16 protein-coding genes are annotated in these 18,747 nt (G+C 59.5%); 8 read left to right on the forward strand and 8 right to left on the reverse strand.

Annotated features, from left to right (window positions below):
• The first annotated feature begins 30 nt into the window (after window positions 1-30).
• Window positions 31-726, forward strand: a complete 696-nt coding sequence (gene ypfH / locus K5R89_RS18420) for an esterase (protein WP_023290612.1) — start codon at window positions 31-33, stop codon at window positions 724-726.
• Window positions 727-774: 48 nt separating this feature from the next.
• Here the strand turns inward: ypfH and K5R89_RS18425 are convergent, their stop codons facing one another.
• The 3 genes from K5R89_RS18425 to K5R89_RS18435 are packed head-to-tail and all read right to left on the reverse strand — an operon-like array spanning window position 775 to window position 2,489.
• Window positions 775-978: a YpfN family protein gene (locus K5R89_RS18425; RefSeq protein ID WP_002913768.1), complete on the reverse strand. Its 204-nt coding sequence runs from the start codon at window positions 976-978 to the stop codon at window positions 775-777.
• 26 nt (window positions 979-1,004) lie between these two features.
• Window positions 1,005-2,132, reverse strand: a complete 1,128-nt coding sequence (gene dapE / locus K5R89_RS18430; RefSeq protein ID WP_023290611.1) for a succinyl-diaminopimelate desuccinylase — start codon at window positions 2,130-2,132, stop codon at window positions 1,005-1,007.
• A 3-nt stretch (window positions 2,133-2,135) separates the two neighbouring features.
• Window positions 2,136-2,489 carry an ArsC family reductase gene (locus K5R89_RS18435; RefSeq protein WP_023290610.1) on the reverse strand — a complete coding sequence of 118 codons (354 nt, stop codon included), beginning with the start codon at window positions 2,487-2,489 and terminating at the stop codon, window positions 2,136-2,138.
• A gap of 366 nt (window positions 2,490-2,855) precedes the next feature.
• Between K5R89_RS18435 and ypfM the strand changes: the two genes are divergently transcribed.
• A complete protein-coding gene (ypfM, locus tag K5R89_RS18440) occupies window positions 2,856-2,915 on the forward strand; it encodes a protein YpfM (RefSeq protein ID WP_100181659.1) in 60 nt (19 codons plus the stop codon).
• A gap of 126 nt (window positions 2,916-3,041) precedes the next feature.
• On the opposite strand, the gene acrD is transcribed toward ypfM, so the two are convergent.
• On the reverse strand, window positions 3,042-6,155 hold the full coding sequence (acrD, locus tag K5R89_RS18445; protein WP_032453700.1) for a multidrug efflux RND transporter permease AcrD: 3,114 nt from the start codon (window positions 6,153-6,155) through the stop codon (window positions 3,042-3,044).
• Between the two features lie 376 nt (window positions 6,156-6,531).
• On the opposite strand from acrD, the gene aegA reads away from it, so the two are divergent.
• The 3 genes from aegA (at window position 6,532) to K5R89_RS18460 (ending at window position 10,279) form a co-directional block, all read left to right on the forward strand.
• Window positions 6,532-8,514 (forward strand): formate-dependent uric acid utilization protein AegA, encoded by a 1,983-nt coding sequence (gene aegA / locus K5R89_RS18450; protein ID WP_217259528.1) that lies wholly within the window; start codon window positions 6,532-6,534, stop codon window positions 8,512-8,514.
• A gap of 58 nt (window positions 8,515-8,572) precedes the next feature.
• The gene (nudK, locus tag K5R89_RS18455) at window positions 8,573-9,169 is read left to right on the forward strand and encodes a GDP-mannose pyrophosphatase NudK (RefSeq protein WP_002913754.1); all 597 of its coding nucleotides are present in this window, start codon (window positions 8,573-8,575) and stop codon (window positions 9,167-9,169) included.
• Between the two features lie 63 nt (window positions 9,170-9,232).
• Window positions 9,233-10,279 carry a DUF1176 domain-containing protein gene (locus tag K5R89_RS18460; protein WP_023290607.1) on the forward strand — a complete coding sequence of 349 codons (1,047 nt, stop codon included), beginning with the start codon at window positions 9,233-9,235 and terminating at the stop codon, window positions 10,277-10,279.
• On the opposite strand, the gene tkt is transcribed toward K5R89_RS18460, so the two are convergent.
• Together tkt and tal are read right to left on the reverse strand one after the other, a co-directional pair.
• Window positions 10,269-12,263, reverse strand: a complete 1,995-nt coding sequence (tkt, locus tag K5R89_RS18465) for a transketolase (protein WP_065883046.1) — start codon at window positions 12,261-12,263, stop codon at window positions 10,269-10,271. The genes K5R89_RS18460 and tkt overlap by 11 nt on opposite strands.
• 16 nt (window positions 12,264-12,279) lie before the next feature.
• Complete coding sequence (gene tal / locus K5R89_RS18470) at window positions 12,280-13,236, reverse strand: transaldolase (protein WP_023290605.1); 957 nt, start codon at window positions 13,234-13,236, stop codon at window positions 12,280-12,282.
• Between the two features lie 294 nt (window positions 13,237-13,530).
• On the opposite strand from tal, the gene maeB reads away from it, so the two are divergent.
• The gene (gene maeB / locus K5R89_RS18475; protein WP_023290604.1) at window positions 13,531-15,810 is read left to right on the forward strand and encodes an NADP-dependent oxaloacetate-decarboxylating malate dehydrogenase; all 2,280 of its coding nucleotides are present in this window, start codon (window positions 13,531-13,533) and stop codon (window positions 15,808-15,810) included.
• Between the two features lie 54 nt (window positions 15,811-15,864).
• Here the strand turns inward: maeB and hemF are convergent, their stop codons facing one another.
• Both hemF and amiA read right to left on the reverse strand, forming a co-directional pair.
• Window positions 15,865-16,764, reverse strand: a complete 900-nt coding sequence (gene hemF / locus K5R89_RS18480) for an oxygen-dependent coproporphyrinogen oxidase (RefSeq protein ID WP_032453691.1) — start codon at window positions 16,762-16,764, stop codon at window positions 15,865-15,867.
• Window positions 16,764-17,636: an N-acetylmuramoyl-L-alanine amidase AmiA gene (amiA, locus tag K5R89_RS18485; protein ID WP_004201984.1), complete on the reverse strand. Its 873-nt coding sequence runs from the start codon at window positions 17,634-17,636 to the stop codon at window positions 16,764-16,766. The genes hemF and amiA overlap by 1 nt, the downstream gene beginning before the upstream one ends.
• 211 nt (window positions 17,637-17,847) lie before the next feature.
• Here amiA and K5R89_RS18490 point away from each other — a divergent pair, with 211 nt between their 5' ends.
• Complete coding sequence (locus tag K5R89_RS18490) at window positions 17,848-18,273, forward strand: GNAT family acetyltransferase (RefSeq protein ID WP_002913637.1); 426 nt, start codon at window positions 17,848-17,850, stop codon at window positions 18,271-18,273.
• Window positions 18,260-18,709, forward strand: coding sequence for a DUF2919 domain-containing protein (locus tag K5R89_RS18495; RefSeq protein WP_217259529.1), 450 nt, complete (start codon window positions 18,260-18,262; stop codon window positions 18,707-18,709). The genes K5R89_RS18490 and K5R89_RS18495 overlap by 14 nt, the downstream gene beginning before the upstream one ends.
• Window positions 18,710-18,747: the final 38 nt, after the last annotated feature.

Here is an 18,747-nt window from a genome sequence, read left to right on the forward strand (position 1 = left end):
ACACTGCCCGCATACACAAAGGAGACAGCCATGAAACACGATCATTTTATTGTTCAAAGCCCTGCGACGCCTGCGCAACAGCTGTTGCTGCTGTTTCATGGCGTGGGGGATAACCCGGTCTCCATGGGGCAAATTGGCAGCTGGTTCGCGCCGCAGTTTCCTGATGCGCTGATCGTTAGCATTGGCGGGGTGGAGCCTTGCGGTCCCAACGGCCGGCAGTGGTTTTCGGTGCAGGGAGTGACGGAAGAGAATCGTCAGCAGCGTATCGACGCCATTATGCCGACCTTTATTGACATTGTGCGCTACTGGCAGGAAAAGAGCGGCGTCAGCCCGCTGGCCACCGCGCTGATCGGCTTCTCTCAGGGGGCGATCATGTCGCTGGAGAGCATCAAAGCGGCGCCGGATCTGGCTTCGCGGGTGATCGCCTTTAATGGCCGCTACGCGACGCTGCCGGTCACCGCAACGACGGCCACCACCATTCACCTGATCCACGGTGGTGACGATCGGGTTATCGATCTGGCATGGGCGGTGTCGGCTCAGGAGGCGTTGTTGCAGGCGGGGGGCGACGTGACCTTAGATATTGTTGACGATCTGGGGCATGCCATCGACGATCGCAGCATGCAGTTTGCGATTGAGCGACTGCGCTATACCGTGCCGAAGCACTATTTTGATGAGGCGCTGAGCGGCAGTACGCCGAAAGGGGACGATATCATCGAAATGCTGTAACCCCGGCGGCCGGGGTTACAGGCGGGTGGTACCGCGATAAAGGCAAACTTACGGTTTCTTCGACTGGTCGTGCTTCGGCCAGTCGTCGTCATCATCCCATTTATCGTTAAAATCACGGTGCGGCGGCAGATCGGGTTTGTTGTTAAGGAATTTTTTGTGGTCAACGCGGTTCAGATCTTTAATCACGTTGATAATTACCCCCACCAAAAAGACCAGCACCAGAATCCACCAGTGTTTAATAAGCCATTCCATGCGCGCTTCCTCTTTACGTCAGTACGTCAGGCGACCAGCTGTTCCATTACGCGTTGATACATCCGCGCCAGCAGCTGCAGGTCGGCGGCGTTCACACATTCATTAATTTTGTGAATCGTGGCGTTCACGGGGCCCAGCTCTACCACCTGCGCCCCCATGCGCGCGATAAACCGTCCGTCTGAGGTGCCGCCGTTGGTTAACAGCTGCGGTTTGATCTCATTATAGTGCTCAATCGCGTTGACGACCGCATCCACTAGCTTGCCCCGTCCGGTGAGGAACGGCTGGCCGGAGAGCCACCACTCCACGCTGTAACGCAGCTGGTATTTTTCCAGCAGGGCGACCACCCGGGCTTTGATCATCTCGTCCGTCAGTTCCGTACTGAAGCGGAAGTTGAACTGGACGAACATATCGCCAGGGATCACGTTGTTGCTGCCGGTGCCGGACTGCACGTTGGCAATCTGCATGCTGGTCGGCGGGAAGTATTCATTGCCTTTATCCCACTCGATAGTGACCAGCTCCGCCAGCATCGGCGCCGCGCGATGGACGGGGTTATCGGCAAGGTGCGGATAGGCGACATGGCCCTGTACGCCGTGAATGGTCAGATTGCAGGTCAGCGAGCCGCGACGGCCGTTTTTCACCACATCGCCGACCACTTCGGTACTGGAGGGTTCGCCGACCAGACAGTAGTCCAGACGCTCGTTACGCGCCATCAGCGTCTCCACCACTTTGACGGTGCCGTTTTTGGCGCTGGCCTCTTCATCAGAGGTAATCAAAAACGCCAGCCGGCCCCGGTGGTTCGGGTACTGCGCGACAAAACGCTCAGCGGCAACCACCATCGCCGCCAGCGAGCCTTTCATATCTGCCGCCCCGCGGCCAAACAGCATCCCGTCGCGGATGGTGGGTTCGAACGGCGGATTGATCCAGCGGTCGGCGTCGCCTGCCGGGACCACGTCGGTGTGGCCGGCGAAGGCCAGCGTCTCGCCGTGGCCGCGCCAGGCCCAGAAGTTCTGCGTATCGCCGAAATCCATCGGTTCAACGGTAAAGCCGATCGCACGCAGGCGTTCAATCATTAACGCCTGGCATCCCGCATCATCGGGGCTAAGGGAAGGGCGGCGAATAAGCTGCTGAGCCAGCTCAATGACCGGGCAAGACATAGACTATACCTCGTTAAACTGCTGATAACTTGCTTCACTAAAACCCAGCAGCATAGGACGACCGGGCGCGCAGAGCAATGGGCGTTTGATAATCGCCGGCATTTCCAGCATCAATGCGGCGGCGGCATCGGCATTATCGATGCTGTTGCGCAGCGATTCGTCCAGCTTGCGCCAGGTGGTGCCGCGGGTGTTCAGCAGCGCCTGCCAGCCCAGTTCGGCAATAAAGGTATCCAGTTGCGCGCGGTCGAGGCCATCGGCGCGGTAGTCATGGAAGCGATAGTCAATCTGATGCGCTTCCAGCCAGCGGCGGGCTTTTTTAATGGTATCGCAGTTTTTAATTCCGTACATGGTGAGCATAGATAAACCTTTAACATTCAATTAAGCGGTTAACTCAGATATTTCCGAATATATAAGCCTTATTGAAATAATACGTGATTCAGATGAATAAATATAACTTTTTACCGGGTATCTTATGCCATGTTTTCGGGTGATTAAAATTCGCCCAGTCGCGGGCATGATGTGAGGGCACTAACAATATTACGAAAATGTTGCCTGATGGTGCTCTGCGTCACATAATTTTTACATACGAGACGGCATAGTGGCGGCAACCAGAGGTTTTCTCTCTGTCAGCGGTCCACAAGACAATCAGAGCAATAGGGGAGCATAACTTCCCATCAGCAATGAAGTTATATAGAATCGACCATAATAATAAGAGAGGCTATTATGATTGAACATGAACTGGGGAACTGGAAAGATTTTATTGAAGGCATGCTTCGTAAATAAATTTCCGCAATGTGAGCAGGGGAATAACGCGACGTAAATAAGCGCGTCATGGTTCTGAACACATAAAGAAGGCGACCATCAGGTCGCCTTTTCTGTTATTCCGGCTCGCCGCCGACGCCCGACGGTTTATTGCGGACGCTCCTTCAGCGGAAAGCGGCGGCGCACCAGCACAAAGAACAGCGGTACGAAAAAGATGGCCAGCACGGTGGCGGAGATCATCCCGCCCATCACCCCGGTACCGACCGCATGCTGGCTGCCGGAGCCGGCTCCGGTGCTGGTGGCCATCGGCAGGACGCCGAAGATAAACGCCAGCGAGGTCATCAGAATGGGGCGCAGGCGCTGACGGCAGGCCGACAGCGTGGCGCTGAGCAGATCCTGGCCTTTCTCGTTGAGCTCATTGGCGAACTCGACGATCAGAATGGCGTTTTTCGCCGACAGGCCGATCACCGTCAACAGACCCACCTGGAAGTAAACGTCATTCTCCAGGCCGCGCATCCAGGTCGCCAGCAGGGCGCCAATCACCCCGAGCGGGACCACCAGCATCACCGAGAACGGCACCGACCAGCTCTCGTACAGCGCCGCCAGGCACAGGAACACCACCAGCAGAGAAATCGCGTACAGGGCCGGCGCCTGGGCGCCGGAGAGGCGTTCCTGATAGGACATGGCGGTCCATTCGAGGCCAAAGCCGGTTGGCAGCTGCGCGGCCAGTTTCTCCATCATGTCCATCGCGGTACCGGTACTGATGCCCGGCGCCGCCTCACCGACGATCTCCACCGCCGAATAGCCATTGTAGCGCTCCAGACGCGGCGAGCCGGTCTCCCAGCGCGAGGTGGCGAAGGCCGAGAACGGCACCATCGTGCCGCTGCTGTTGCGGACGTACCAGAGATTGATATCGTCAGGCAGCATCCGATATTTCGCCGCCGCCTGGACGTAGACTTTCTTCACCCTCCCGCGATCCATAAAGTCGTTGACGTAGCTCGACCCCCACGCGGTTTGCAGCGTATCGTTGATGTCGTCAATGGAGACGCCCAGCGCCTGAGCTTTACGCTGATCGATATCGACCTGCAGCTGCGGGCTGTCGTCGAGCCCGTTATGCCGGACCCGGGTCAACAGCGGGTTTTTACCCGCCAGCTCAAGCAGCGTATCGCGTGCCGCCATCAGCGCATCGTGCCCCTTACCGGCGTGATCTTCCAGCTCCATATCGAAGCCTGCCGAACTGCCGAGGCCGCTGATCGCCGGCGGGCTGCTGGCGATGACCCGGGCTTCGTTGATCTGATTAAACGCTTTGGTGGCGCGTTCAATAATGGCAAAGGAGGAGCCGGTTTGCGGATCGCGCTGGTCCCAGTCTTTGAGGCGCACGAACATACGGGCTACGTTCTGCCCGTTGCCGCCGGGGCCGGAGCCAACGGTAGCGAACACCGACTCCACGTTTTGCTTCTCGTTATTGAGGAAGTAATCTTCCGCTTTCTGCACCACTTTCAGCGTCTGCTGTTGGGTGCTGCCGCTCGGCAACTGTACCGAGGTGGTGAACATCCCCCGATCCTCCAGCGGCAGGAATGAGGTGGGCAGATGCAGGAACAGGAACACCATCCCGCCGAGCAGAACGACATAGATCAGCATCCAGCGCAGCGAGCGATGAAGAATTTTGCCGACGAAGGTTTCATAGCGGCTGGCGCTGCGGTTAAAGGTGCGGTTGAACCAGCCGAAGAAGCCTTTTCTCTCATGAGATTCACCTGGCTTAACCGGTTTGAGCAGGGTGGCGCAAAGGGCCGGGGTGAGGATCATGGCCACCAGCACCGAGAGGACCATCGCCGCGACGATAGTAATTGAGAACTGGCGATAGATAGCGCCGGTGGTGCCGCCGAAGAAGGCCATCGGCACAAACACCGCCGACAGCACCATCGCGATCCCCACCAGCGCGCCCTGAATTTGTCCCATCGATTTGCGGGTGGCTTCCCGCGGCGACAGGCCTTCCTCGCTCATGATGCGCTCAACGTTTTCCACCACCACGATGGCGTCATCCACCAGCAGGCCGATAGCCAGCACCATCGCGAACATCGTCAGGGTGTTGATGCTGTAGCCACAGGCATAAAGCACCGCGAAGGTGCCCATCAGCACCACCGGCACGGCGATGGTCGGGATCAGGGTGGCGCGGAAGTTCTGCAGGAACAGATACATCACGAGGAAAACCAGCAGGATCGCCTCCAGCAGGGTTTTCACCACGTCGGTAATGGAAGCCTTCACGAAGGAGGTGGTCTCATAGGCGACTTTATATTCCAGCCCGTGCGGGAAATACTGCGACAGCTCATTGAGGCGAGCGATCACGCGCTCCGCGGTGGCCATTTCGTTGGCGCCGGAGGCGAGCTTAATTCCCAGGCCAGAGGCGGCCTGGCGGTTATAGCGGCTAAGATAGTCGTACTTCTCCGCCCCCATCTCCACGGTAGCGACATCGCCGAGGGTCACTTCTGAACCATCCTGATTGACGCGCAGGGTGATATTGCGAAACTGTTCCGGGGTTTGCAGCAGAGATTGCGAGTTGATGGTGGCGTTCAGCGCCTGCTTATCGACGGAAGGCGTGCCGCCGAGCTGGCCGACGGCAATCTGGGCGTTCTGCGAACTGATGGCGTCGGTAACATCCTTGGTGGTCAGCTGGAAGCTATTGAGCTTTGCCGGATCGAGCCAGATGCGCATTGAGTATTGCGAGCCGTAGGCGTCGATATCCCCTACGCCATTGACGCGGCTGAGCGGGTCCTGAATGTTACTGGCGACGTAGTCGGCGATATCCTGTTTATCCATACTGCCGTCGGTGGAGACGAAGGCGAGGGTCAGGATATTGGTATCGCCAGTCTTGCGCACCGTTACCCCCTGGTTTTGCACCGCCTGCGGCAGCTTACGCATCGCCGACTGCAGCTGGTTTTGCACCTGCTGCACGGCTTCATCCGGGTCGGTACCGGCGGTAAAACTGAGGGTGATGGTCGCCTGGCCGGTGGCGCTGCTCTGGGATGACATATACATCAGGTTATCGAGGCCGGTCATATTCTGTTCGATAACCTGGGTGACGGTATTCTCCAGGGTTTGCGCGGAAGCGCCGGGATAGTTGGCCGTGACCCGCACATTCGGCGGGGCCAGATCGGGATACTGTTCAACCGGTAGCGACAAAATGGCAAGGGTGCCCGTCAGGCATAACAGGATTGCCAGTACCCACGCAAAAATGGGGCGATCGATAAAGAAATTCGCCATCAGAATAAAAACCTCATATGCACATGTTCTTGTTATTGCACAGCCTGTGCCACTTTAGCCCCAGCGCCTCCGGCAATCGTGGAGAAATTAAGGAGATAGTGTAATTTATCATGTTGCTTTTGCCGTATCGTAAAGAAACATCGAACTTTCCTGCCGCCGGGTCGGCCACTCCGCTTCGCCCGCAGCACCTGGGGACGCATTATTCCTTGCCGGTGTGAAACCTGATTTCATTTAAGTCAAAAAAATTGATCCAAAACGGATTCTTTCCAGAAAAAGGGTATCCTGGGCAAATGAACATTGTTCCGGCCTCGTCTTGTCGGGTAATAAATAGGCATGCGCATTAAGGGGTTATTCACCAATAAGACAAAAGGAAGCCATGAACCACTTTATATTGAGCGATAGCCGAAAATGTATCGGTTGCCAGGCCTGCGAAGTGGCCTGCGTAATGGCGCATAACGAGGAGCAACATGCGCTGACCCCGCAGCGCTTTTTGCCCCGTATCACCGTGATTAAAGCAAAAGGGCAGCGTAACGCCATCACCTGCCGCCACTGCGAAGACGCCCCCTGCCTCCGCAGCTGCCCCAACGGCGCCATCGCCCAGACTGGCGACAGCGTTCAGGTCTGTCAGGAGAAATGCATTGGCTGTAAATCCTGCATGGTGGCCTGCCCGTTCGGGGTGATGCAGGTCGTGGTCACGCCGGAAGCCGCAGGCCAGGTGAAAGCCAGCGCGCAAAAATGCGATCTGTGCGCGGGCCGCGAGGCGGGACCGGCCTGTGTGGAAAACTGTCCGGCGCAGGCGCTGAGCCTCGCCGACGATGAGACATTGACCACGCTGGCCAGGCAGCGGCGTCTGCGGTCGGCCTGCCAGGAGGCGCAGCCGTGGCAGCGCGGCGCGGCCCCCGCCAGGCAGCCCGACGCCGGCGAGAAGGCCAGGCAAATGGCGATGACGCCGCCGCGCGGAGAGCCGGATAAGCTGGCGGCGGAGGCGCGTAAGAGCCACTTTGAGGAGATCTATCAGCCGTTCACCCCGACGCAGGCCCGGCAGCAGGCCGCCCGCTGCCTGAAATGTGGAGAACACAGCATCTGTGAATGGACCTGTCCACTGCATAACCACATTCCGCAGTGGGTCGAGCTGGTGAAGGCAGGGGATATCGCCGCCGCGGTCGCCCTGTCCCATCAGACCAACTGTCTGCCGGAGATCACCGGCCGCGTCTGCCCTCAGGACCGGCTGTGTGAGGGCGCCTGCACCCTGCGCGATGAAAGCGGCGCGGTCACCATCGGCAATATTGAGCGATTTATATCCGACCAGGCGCTGGCCAGCGGCTGGCGTCCGGACCTCTCGCAGGTTAAGCCGAGCGGTAAACGGGTGGCGATTATCGGCGCCGGACCGGCCGGGCTGGCCTGCGCCGATGTGCTGGTGCGCCACGGCGTACAGCCGGTGGTCTTTGACCGTCATCCGGAGATCGGCGGCCTGCTGACCTTCGGCATTCCGGCGTTCAAGCTGGATAAGTCACTGCTGGCCCGGCGGCGGGCGATTTTCTGCGAGATGGGCGTCCGCTTTGAGCTCAACTGCGAGGTGGGGAAAGATATCCCCCTGGCGACGCTGCTGGCTGAGTATGACGCGGTGTTCGTCGGCGCCGGAACCTATCGCTCCATGAAGGCCGGCCTGCCGAATGAAGAGGCGCCCGGGGTCTACGATGCGCTGCCGTTTCTTATCGCCAACACCAAACAGGTGATGGGGCTGGCGGAATCGGCGCAGGAGCCTTATGTCAACACCGCCGGGCTGAACGTGGTGGTGCTGGGGGGCGGCGATACGGCGATGGACTGCGTGCGCACCGCGCTGCGCCATGGCGCCCGCCAGGTGACTTGCGCCTATCGGCGGGATGAAGCCAACATGCCGGGCTCGAAAAAAGAGGTCAAAAACGCCCGCGAAGAGGGGGCGCTCTTTGAGTTTAACGTCCAGCCGGTGACGCTTGAGCTGGACGAGAACGGACGGGTGAACGGGGTTCGCTTTTTGCGCACCGAGCTTGGCGCGCCGGACGCCGGCGGAAGACGCCGCCCGACGCCGATCCCCGGCAGCGAGTTTGTTATGCCGGCAGAGGCGGTGATCATGGCCTTTGGCTTCCACCCGCACCGCATGCCCTGGCTGGAAGCGGCCGGGGTGGCGCTGGACAGCCAGGGGCGGATTAAAGCCGGAGTGGAGAGCCGTTACCGTTATCAGACCAGTCAGGAGAAGATCTTCGCCGGCGGCGATGCCGTGCGCGGCGCCGACCTGGTGGTAACGGCGATGGCGGAAGGCCGTCATGCGGCGCAGGGGATCCTTGACTATCTGGGGCTGAAAACGACGCCGCTTCACTGACGACAAACCCGGCTCCGCAGCGTAGTATGAGGGCGTCCTTTTACGCTTTGGGGTCGGTATGTCACTCAATATTCACGTCATTAAAGATAAAATCCTCTCTGAGAACTGGTTCGTACTACGCAACATGACCTATGAGCTGACGCGGGCGGACGGCAGCGTCGTGCGCCACAAACGCGAGGTCTACGATCGCGGCAATGGCGCCACCGTGCTGCTGTATAACCGCCATAAGCAGACGGTGGTCCTGGTGCGTCAGTTCCGGGTCGCCACCTGGGTCAATGGCAATCATGACGGCATGCTGATTGAAACCTGCGCCGGGCTGCTGGACAACGACGAGCCGGAGGCCTGCATTCGGAAAGAGGCGGTGGAAGAGACCGGCTATGAAGTGGGCGAGGTGCGAAAGCTGTTTGAGCTGTTTATGTCGCCAGGCGGCGTCACCGAAGTGGTGCATTTCTTTATCGCCGAGTACAGCGACGCCCAGCGAACCACCAGCGGCGGCGGGGTGGATGACGAAGCCATCGAGGTGCTGGAGCTGCCCTTTAGCCAGGCGCTACAGATGGTCGCTGATGGGGAGATCCGCGACGGGAAAGCGGTCATTCTGCTGCAGTATCTGCAAACCTCCGGCCTGATGTCGGGGAACTCTGACAAATCCGATTGAGTCAGCGGCTGCCGTTGTCCAGGATAGGCGCCGTGGTCGGGTTTATCTGGGGTCGGGCGGTTCATGCTTTTTCGCATCATTTTTTTCCTCTTTCTGGCGGTGCTGCCTTGCTCACAGGCATGGTCGGCACCGGCGCAGCAGCGCTTCAACGACTGGCAGGTCACCTGTAATAACCAAAATTTCTGCGTCACCCGCAACGTGGGGCTGCATTATGGTCTGGTGATGACCCTCAGCCGCAGCGCCGGGGCGGCTACTGACGCCAGCCTGCGTATCGAACTGGGCGGCACCGGCAATCCGGTGGCGACGCTCGCGCCGATAGCGCCGCGCCTGCTGCTGGATGGTAAACCGCTGTCCCTGACCGACAAGCGCTGGCGCATTGAAGATAAACTCATTAAAACCGACGACAGCGTGACGATCGATGCCTTCCTCCAGCGGGTCCAGGAGGGAAAAACCCTCTCGCTGGCCAACGGCCTGCAGACCATCTCCCTGCAAGGGCTGAAAGCGGCCCTGTTATTTATCGACGCCCGGCAAAAGCGGGTGGGCAGCGAAACGGCCTGGGTCGGCAAAGGGGAGGAGCCGCCGCTCAGCGTACCGCCGGCGCCGGCGCTGCGCGCGGTGGCGAGCGCGGTCACGGCGCAGTCGCCGCTGGGACGTGATGAACTCAACGATCTGATGGACTACGGCAATGAGCGGATGAGCAACAGCAACTGCTCCCTCGATCCGTTCCGCCGCGAAATTCGCGTCACTGCGCTGACGGATGACAAAGTGCTGCTGATGACCAGCTGTGAATCCGGGGCGTACAACACCGTCTGGCTGGCCTGGCTGGTCTCCCGCCAGCGCCCGTATGTCGCCCGTCAGGTGCGGCTGACGCTGCCATTTCAGCCGCCCGGCGAGGCGCCGCGGGAGATTGAGCTGATTAACGCCAGCTATGATGACCGTCGTCATGAGCTGGTGACCCTGGACAAGGGGCGCGCGTCTGGCGATTGCGGGATCCAGACCCGCTGGCGTTTTGACGGCCAGCGGTTCAGCCTCTCCCGTTACGCACAGCAGCCGACGTGCGACAACTGGCAGGGGCCAGATGCCTGGCCCACGCTGTGGATCACCCGTTAAGCACCTGTTCGGCGGTGGCGACGATATGGTCGACCGTAAAGCCAAAGAACGGGAACAGCTGCTCCGCCGGGGCGGATTCACCGTAGCCGGTCATGCCGACGATCTTGCCTTTTAAGCCGACATATTTATACCAGTAGTCCGCTATCCCGGCCTCGACGGCCACCCGGGCGCTGACGTCCGACGGCAGCACCGACTCGCGCCAGGCCTCGTCCTGAGCATCAAACACGTCGGTGGAGGGGAGCGAAACCACCCGCACATTCACTCCGTTGGCCAACAGTTTTTCCGCCGCCAGGACGGTGATTTCCACTTCCGAGCCGGTGGCGATGAGGATCAGGTCGGGTTTGCCGCCGGCATCCTTCAGCACGTAGCCGCCCCGGGCGATATCCTGAACCTGTTGCGGGGTACGCGGCATCTGCGCCAGGTTTTGTCGCGACAGGATCAGCGCCGTCGGTCCGCCCTGACGCGCGATGGCCGCCTGCCAGGCGACGGCGGTCTCCACCTGGTCGCAAGGGCGCCAGGTGCTGAAGTTGGGCGTCAGCCGCAGACTGGCCAGCTGTTCCACCGCCTGGTGGGTCGGACCGTCTTCCCCAAGACCGATGGAGTCATGGGTATAGACCATGATCTGCCGGGCCTTCATCAGGGCCGCCATGCGCGCGGCGTTGCGGGCGTATTCCACAAACATCAGAAAGGTCGAGGTATAGGGAATGAAGCCCCCGTGCAGGGCGATGCCGTTGGCCACCGCGGTCATGCCGAATTCGCGCACGCCGTAGTGGATATAGTTGCCGGCGGGATCCTCTTTAATCGATGTCGAGCCAGACCAGATGGTCAGGTTACTCGGCGCGAGATCCGCCGAACCGCCCAGCAGCTCCGGGAGGTGCGGGCCGTACGCGTTCAGCGCATTTTGCGAGGCTTTACGGCTGGCGATCTTCGCCGGCTCGGCCTGCAGCTTCGCCACGTAGTCGCGCGCCGTCGCGGCAAAATCCTCCGGCAGGGCGCCTGCCATGCGACGGGTCAGCTCAGCGGCCAGTTCCGGGAACTGCTGCTGGTAGGCGGCGAATTTCTCGTTCCAGGCGTGCTCGGCTTTTTCGCCGCGTGGCCGCGCATCCCAACCCTGATAGATCTCTTTCGGGATCTCAAAGGGCGGATATTTCCAGCCCAGCTGCTGGCGGGCCAGGGCCACCTCTTTTTCACCCAGCGCCGCGCCGTGCGACTCCTCTGAGCCGGCTTTGTTGGGCGAACCGAAGCCGATGATGGTCCGACAGATGATCAGCGACGGCTTATCTTTCACCGCCTGCGCTTCCGTAATGGCCTGTTTGATGGCCTGCGGATCGTGGCCGTCGATATCGCCGATCACATGCCAGTGGTAGGCGCGGAAGCGTTCCGCTGTATCGTCGGAAAACCAGCCTTCGGTTTTGCCGTCGATGGAGATGCCGTTGTGATCGTAAAAACCGATCAGCTTGCCCAATCCGAGCGTGCCTGCCAGCGAACAGGCCTCATGGGAGATCCCCTCCATCAGACAGCCATCGCCCATGAAAACCCAGGTGTGATGGTCGATAATCTCATGACCGGGGCGGTTAAACTGCGCCGCCAGGGTGCGTTCGGCAATGGCCATACCGACGGCGTTCGCCAGCCCCTGGCCCAGCGGGCCGGTGGTGGTCTCCACCCCGGGGGTATAGCCATGCTCCGGGTGACCCGGTGTTTTAGAGTGCAGCTGGCGGAACTGCTTCAGCTCTGACAGCGGCAGATCGTAGCCGGTCAGGTGCAGCAGACTGTAGAGCAGCATCGACGCGTGGCCGTTGGACAGAATAAAGCGGTCGCGGTCCACCCAGCCAGGGTTCTGCGGATTGTGCTTAAGAAAATCGTTCCACAGCACTTCGGCAATATCTGCCATCCCCATTGGCGCACCGGGGTGGCCGGAATTGGCTTTCTGCACCGCGTCCATACTGAGGGCGCGGATGGCGTTGGCAAGCTCTCTTCGGGACATAGTTTTCTCCGTGAGACTAAAGTGACAGTTTGGCGGCAAGCAGATCTTCCAGTTTGCGTTGATCGACGGCGAACAGGCGGATACCCTCCGCCAGCTTTTCGACCGCCATAGGATCCTGATTATGTTCCCAGCGGAACTCCGCCTCGCTGAGCGGCACCGGGCGCGGCAGGATCTGGCTGGCAGGGATCAGTTTGCGCACCACCGGGGCGTCGCTGGCCTGCAGCTCTTTTAATAAAGGCGGGGCGATGGTCAGGCGGTCGCAGCCGACCAGGGCGAGGATCTGCTCGGTGCGGCGGAAGCTGGCGCCCATCACGATGGTGTTGTATTTATGCTGTTTGAAGTAGTCATAGATATTGCGCACGGATTTCACTCCTGGATCTTCCTCAACCACGTAAGGATCCAGCGGTTTGCGCGCCTGATACCAGTCATAAATACGCCCGACGAAAGGGGAGATCAGATAGACACCGGCTTCGGCGCAGGCCCGGGCCTGGGCGAAGGAAAACAGCAGCGTCAGGTTGCAGTGGATCCCCTCTTTTTCCAGCGTTTCGGCGGCGCGGATCCCCTCCCAGGTGGAGGCCAGCTTGATCAGGATCCGTGACTTATCAATGCCCATCTCCTGATACAGCGCCACCAGATGGCGCGCCTTCTCGATACTCTTCTCCCGGTTGAAGGAGAGCCGGGCGTCCACCTCGGTGGAGACACGGCCAGGAATGCTTTTGAGGATCTCCGCGCCAAAATTGACCGCCAGCTTATCGCAGGCGTGAGTTACCTGCGCTTCGCGGCTGCCTCCTTGCTTTTTGGCCCAGGCGATCGCGTCGTCGATGAGTCCGCTATAGGACGCCAGCCCGGCGGCTTTCAGCAGCAGGGAGGGGTTGGTGGTGGCATCTTCCGGATGGTAGTGGCGGATGGATTCGATGTCGCCGCTGTCGGCGACCACGGTGGTGAACTGCTTAATACTGTCTAGCTGATTCATGGATAAGTCCTCCTGGAACAAGGTGTTACATGAGTGCTTGCCGGTATGCGGTATAAATATTGATGAGGTACATAACCAAAAAGCATAGCAGACGGGGCTATTATTGGCGGCGAATCCGGGTAACATAACCGCTATAAATTGATAACAACCAGATCATAGCGATGGCCAGAGTTTGGCGGTGTTCAAAGTTTATCGCCCCGCCAGGAGGGATACTGTCTGCCACTGAAAGGTGAACGACAGGATGGTCATCACGCTTTTTCCCTACGAACGATACGTGAAAGAAAGGAATATAAAATGGATGAGCAGTTAAAACAGAGCGCCCTCGACTTCCACGAATTTCCGGTTCCCGGAAAAATCCAGGTCTCGCCGACCAAACCTCTCGCTACCCAGCGCGATCTGGCGCTGGCCTACTCGCCGGGCGTCGCGGCCCCCTGTCTGGAAATCGAAAAAGATCCGCTGGCGGCCTACAAATATACCGCCCGCGGCAACCTGGTGGCGGTCGTCTCCAACGGCACCGCGGTGCTGGGGCTTGGCAACATCGGCGCCCTGGCCGGCAAACCGGTAATGGAGGGCAAAGGCGTCCTGTTTAAGAAATTTGCCGGCATCGATGTGTTTGATATCGAAGTCGATGAGCTGGACCCGGACAAATTCATTAACGTCGTCGCCGCCCTTGAGCCGACCTTCGGCGGCATCAACCTCGAAGATATTAAAGCGCCGGAGTGTTTCTACATTGAGCAGCAGCTGCGCGAGCGGATGAATATTCCGGTGTTCCATGACGATCAGCACGGCACGGCGATCATCAGCACCGCGGCGATCCTCAACGGCCTGCGCGTCGTTGAGAAGAATCTGTCCGACGTGCGGATGGTGGTCTCCGGCGCGGGGGCGGCGGCTATCGCCTGCATGAACCTGCTGGTGGCGCTGGGGATGCAAAAGCACAACATCGTGGTCTGCGATTCGAAAGGCGTTATCTATAAGGATCGTGAGCCGAACATGGCGGAAACCAAAGCGGCCTACGCAGTGGAAGACGACGGCAAACGCACCCTCGATGACGTGATCGACGGCGCGGACATTTTCCTCGGCTGCTCCGGTCCGAAAGTGCTGACCCCGGAGATGGTGAAGAAGATGGCGCGCGCGCCGCTGATCCTCGCCCTGGCCAACCCGGAGCCGGAAATTCTGCCGCCGCTGGCGAAGCAGGTCCGCGATGACGCCATCATCTGCACCGGCCGCTCCGACTACCCTAACCAGGTCAACAACGTCCTCTGCTTCCCGTTCATCTTCCGCGGCGCGCTGGACGTCGGCGCGACGGCGATCAACGAAGAGATGAAGCTGGCGGCGGTGCATGCCATTGCCGAGCTGGCCCACGCCGAGCAGAGCGAAGTGGTGGCCTCCGCCTACGGCGATCAGGATTTAAGCTTTGGCCCGGACTACATTATTCCGAAACCGTTCGATCCGCGGCTTATCGTCAAGATCGCCCCCGCGGTGGCGAAGGCGGCGATGGACTCCGGCGTGGCGACGCGCCCGATCGCCGATTTTGACGCCTATATCGAGAAGCTGAGCGAGTTCGTCTATAAGACCAACCTGTTTATGAAGCCTATCTTCTCTCAAGCACGCAAAGAGCCGAAGCGCGTGGTGCTGGCGGAAGGGGAGGAGACCCGGGTGCTGCACGCCACCCAGGAGCTGGTGTCGCTGGGGCTGGCCAAACCGATTCTGGTGGGGCGCCCGAGCGTGATTGAAATGCGCATCCAGAAGCTGGGCCTGCAGATCAAGGCCGGCGTTGACTTCGAGATCGTCAATAATGAATCCGACCCACGGTTTAAAGAGTACTGGAGCGAGTACTACCAGCTGATGAAACGCCGCGGCATTACCCAGGAGCAGGCGCAGCGGGCGGTGATTAGCAACACCACGGTGATTGGCGCCATCATGGTTCACCGTGGCGAAGCGGATGCGATGATCTGCGGCACCATTGGCGAGTACCACGACCACTACCGCGTGGTGCAGCCGCTGTTCGGCTATCGCGACGGCGTCAGCACCGCCGGGGCGATGAACGCGCTGCTGCTGCCGAGCGGCAACACCTTTATCGCTGACACCTATGTCAATCACGATCCATCGCCGGAAGAGCTGGCGGAGATCACCCTGATGGCGGCGGAAAGCGTGCGTCGCTTTGGTATCGAACCGCGGGTGGCGTTGCTGTCGCATTCCAACTTTGGCTCTGCCGACTGCCCGTCCGCCAGCAAGATGCGCAGAACCCTTGAGCTGGTGAAGGCGCGCGCGCCGGAGCTGATGATCGATGGCGAAATGCATGGCGACGCCGCGCTGGTGGAAAGCATTCGCAACGATCGCATGCCGGACAGCCCGCTGAAGGGGTCGGCCAATATTCTGGTGATGCCGAATATGGAAGCCGCCCGGATCAGCTATAACCTGCTGCGCGTCTCCAGTTCGGAAGGGGTCACCGTCGGGCCGGTGCTGATGGGGGTAGCGAAGCCGGTGCATATCCTGACGCCGATCGCCTCTGTGCGTCGCATCGTGAATATGGTGGCGCTGGCGGTTGTCGAAGCGCAAACCGAACCGCTGTAAATGTCATAAAAAAGCCCCGGTACTCCGGGGCTTTTTGGTCTGATTTGGCGTCGCTCAGATCCAGGCTTTCACTTTAATAAACTCGTTCAGCGCCGCCTCAGGGCTGCCGGCCTCCGGCTGGTAATCATATTCCCAGCGCACCAGCGGCGGCATCGACATCAGAATAGATTCCGTCCTACCGCCGGTCTGCAGACCGAACAGGGTGCCACGGTCCCAGACCAGATTGAATTCGACGTAGCGGCCGCGGCGATAGAGCTGAAAATGGCGCTCACGCTCGCCGTACGGCGTGGCTTTTCGGCGTTCGACGATGGGTAAATAGGCGTCAGCGTAACCGTTACCCACTGCCTGCATAAAGGCGAAGCAGTGGTCAAAATCCGGGGTGTTCAGGTCGTCAAAGAACAGACCGCCAATCCCGCGCTGTTCCTGGCGGTGCTTCAGATAGAAATAATCATCGCACCATTTTTTATAGCGCGGATAGACGGCTTCGCCGAACGGCAGACACAGATCGCGGGCGGTACGATGCCAGTGGACGGCATCCTCTTCAAAGCCGTAGTAGGGGGTTAAATCAAAGCCGCCGCCGAACCACCACACCGGCTCGGCGCCAGGCTTTTCGGCAATAAAGAACCGCACGTTGGCGTGGCTGGTGGGCACATAGGGGTTCAGCGGATGGACCACCAGCGAGACGCCCATGGCTTCAAAGCTGCGTCCGGCCAGCTCCGGGCGGTGGGCGGTGGCGGAGGCTGGCATGGCGTCGCCATGGACATGGGAAAAGTTGACCCCCGCCTGCTCGAACACATTGCCGTCGCGCAGCACCCGGCTGCGTCCGCCGCCGCCGCCTTCCCGCTGCCAGGCGTCTTCAATAAACGGCGCGCCATCCACGGCGCTTAGCTGCTGACAGAGGCTGTCCTGCAGCTGGAGCAGAAAAGTTTTAACCTGCGCGGCATCGGGTTTCATTAACGTCTCTTCGAATGGGCTTTCTGGTTATCGAACCAGTGGAAATAGCTGATAATGCCGTTGGCAATCGCGGTGGCGATTTTCTGCCGGAAGGCGGTGGTGCCGAGCAGTTTTTCCTCATTCGGGTTCGTAATGAACGAGGTTTCCACCAGCACGGACGGTATGGACGGCGACTTCAGCACCACGAACGCCGCCTGTTCGGTATTGCGGCTGTGCAGCTTATGCACCGGCTTGATCTTTTTCAGGATATGCGAGCCCAGCGTCAGGCTGTTTTTAATGGTGTCGGTCTGTACCAGATCGAACAGCACCTGCTGCAGCAGATGGTCTTTATCCGTCGCTTTCTTACCGGCGACCTCGTCGGCGCGGTTTTCGCGATCGGAGAGGTATTTCGCCATGGCGCTACTGGCGCCGCGGTTTGACAGAGCGAACACCGAGGCGCCGGCAGCGCTCGGGTTGGTGAAGCCATCGGCGTGGATCGACATAAACAGATCGGCGCCGTGCTGATGGGCAATCTCCACGCGGTCATACAGCGGGATAAAGGTATCGCCGGTGCGGGTCAGGCGGGCGTCAATGCCGTTGCTGCGCAAGATGCTGCGCACGTTCTTAGCGATCGCCAGCACCACATGCTTCTCTTTCGAGCCATTATGGCCGATAGCCCCGGTGTCGATGCCGCCGTGGCCCGGGTCGAGCATCACAATGCGGCGAGCGCCGGCCTTTTTGGCGGCGGGTTTGCTGTGTCCATTTGATGTTTTCAGTGGCTGCTCTTTTGCGCTGACCTGTGCAGTGACGCCGCTCAGCGTCATGGCAGCCAGCCCGGCTTTCAGCACCTGACGGCGCGAAGCAAGTATTTTTAAGGGTTTAAAAGTGCTCATTCGGCCTGAATTGTAAACAAGTGATGTCCAATGTTATATCGTATCGCGTTTGCCGTTACGACCATTCAAAATAAGAATTGTTTTACTTTTCATTTCAATACATGACAAAGTCATATTATGCCATTTTTTGTCGCTGATTTCGCCTGATATTGGCTATCAGTCATATTCGCGCCATAATCACTGTTTTTAACCGTCAATGGTGGGGAATACCATGGAGATTCGCGTTTTTCGCCAGCAGGATTTCGAAGAGGTTGTGACGCTGTGGGAGCGTTGCGATCTGCTGCGTCCCTGGAACGATCCGGAGATGGATATTGAGCGCAAGCTGAATCACGATGTCAGCCTGTTTCTGGTGGCGGAAGTGAACGGCGAAGTTGTCGGTACGGTGATGGGCGGATATGACGGCCATCGCGGGTCGGCCTACTATCTGGGCGTCCATCCTGAATATCGCGGTCGGGGGATCGCGAACGCGCTGCTCAACCGTCTGGAGAAAAAGCTGATTGCTCGCGGCTGCCCGAAAATCAATATTATGGTCCGCGAGGACAACGACGTGGTGCAGGGGATGTACGAGCGGCTGGGCTATGAGTACGCCGATGTCCTGACCCTGGGCAAACGCCTGATTGAAGATGAAGAATACTGAGTTTATCTCCGCCGATTTTGATGCCCATGGCCGTCTGCGTCTGCCTTTCCTTTTCTGGTGCGTGCTGTTGTTACAGGCCCGCACCTGGGTGCTGTTCTTGATGGCCGGCGCGTCGCGTCAGCAGGGCGACGCGATTCTAAATCTGTTCTATCCCGATCACGACCGCTTCTGGCTCGGTCTACTCCCCGGCGTGCCGGCGGTGCTGGCCTTTCTGCTTAGCGGCTATCGTCAGCGCCTGCCGCGCCTGTGGCGGGCGATGCGCTGGCTGCTGGTGTTATCGCAAGTGCTGCTGTTGCTGTGGCAGCCGATGCTATGGCTGAGCGGCGAATCTCCTTCCTCGCTGACCATCGGACTGCTGGCGGCGGATGGGTATGCCCTGTGGTGGCTGGCGACCAGCCGTCGCCTCGGCGCCTGTTTTCGCCAGACCACCTTTTAATGGCACTTTTTGCCGATCGTGAACTCCAACATGCGTTG

The organism is Klebsiella sp. TF21-TM, assembly GCF_019753495.1.
GTDB lineage: Bacteria > Pseudomonadota > Gammaproteobacteria > Enterobacterales > Enterobacteriaceae > Klebsiella > Klebsiella quasipneumoniae.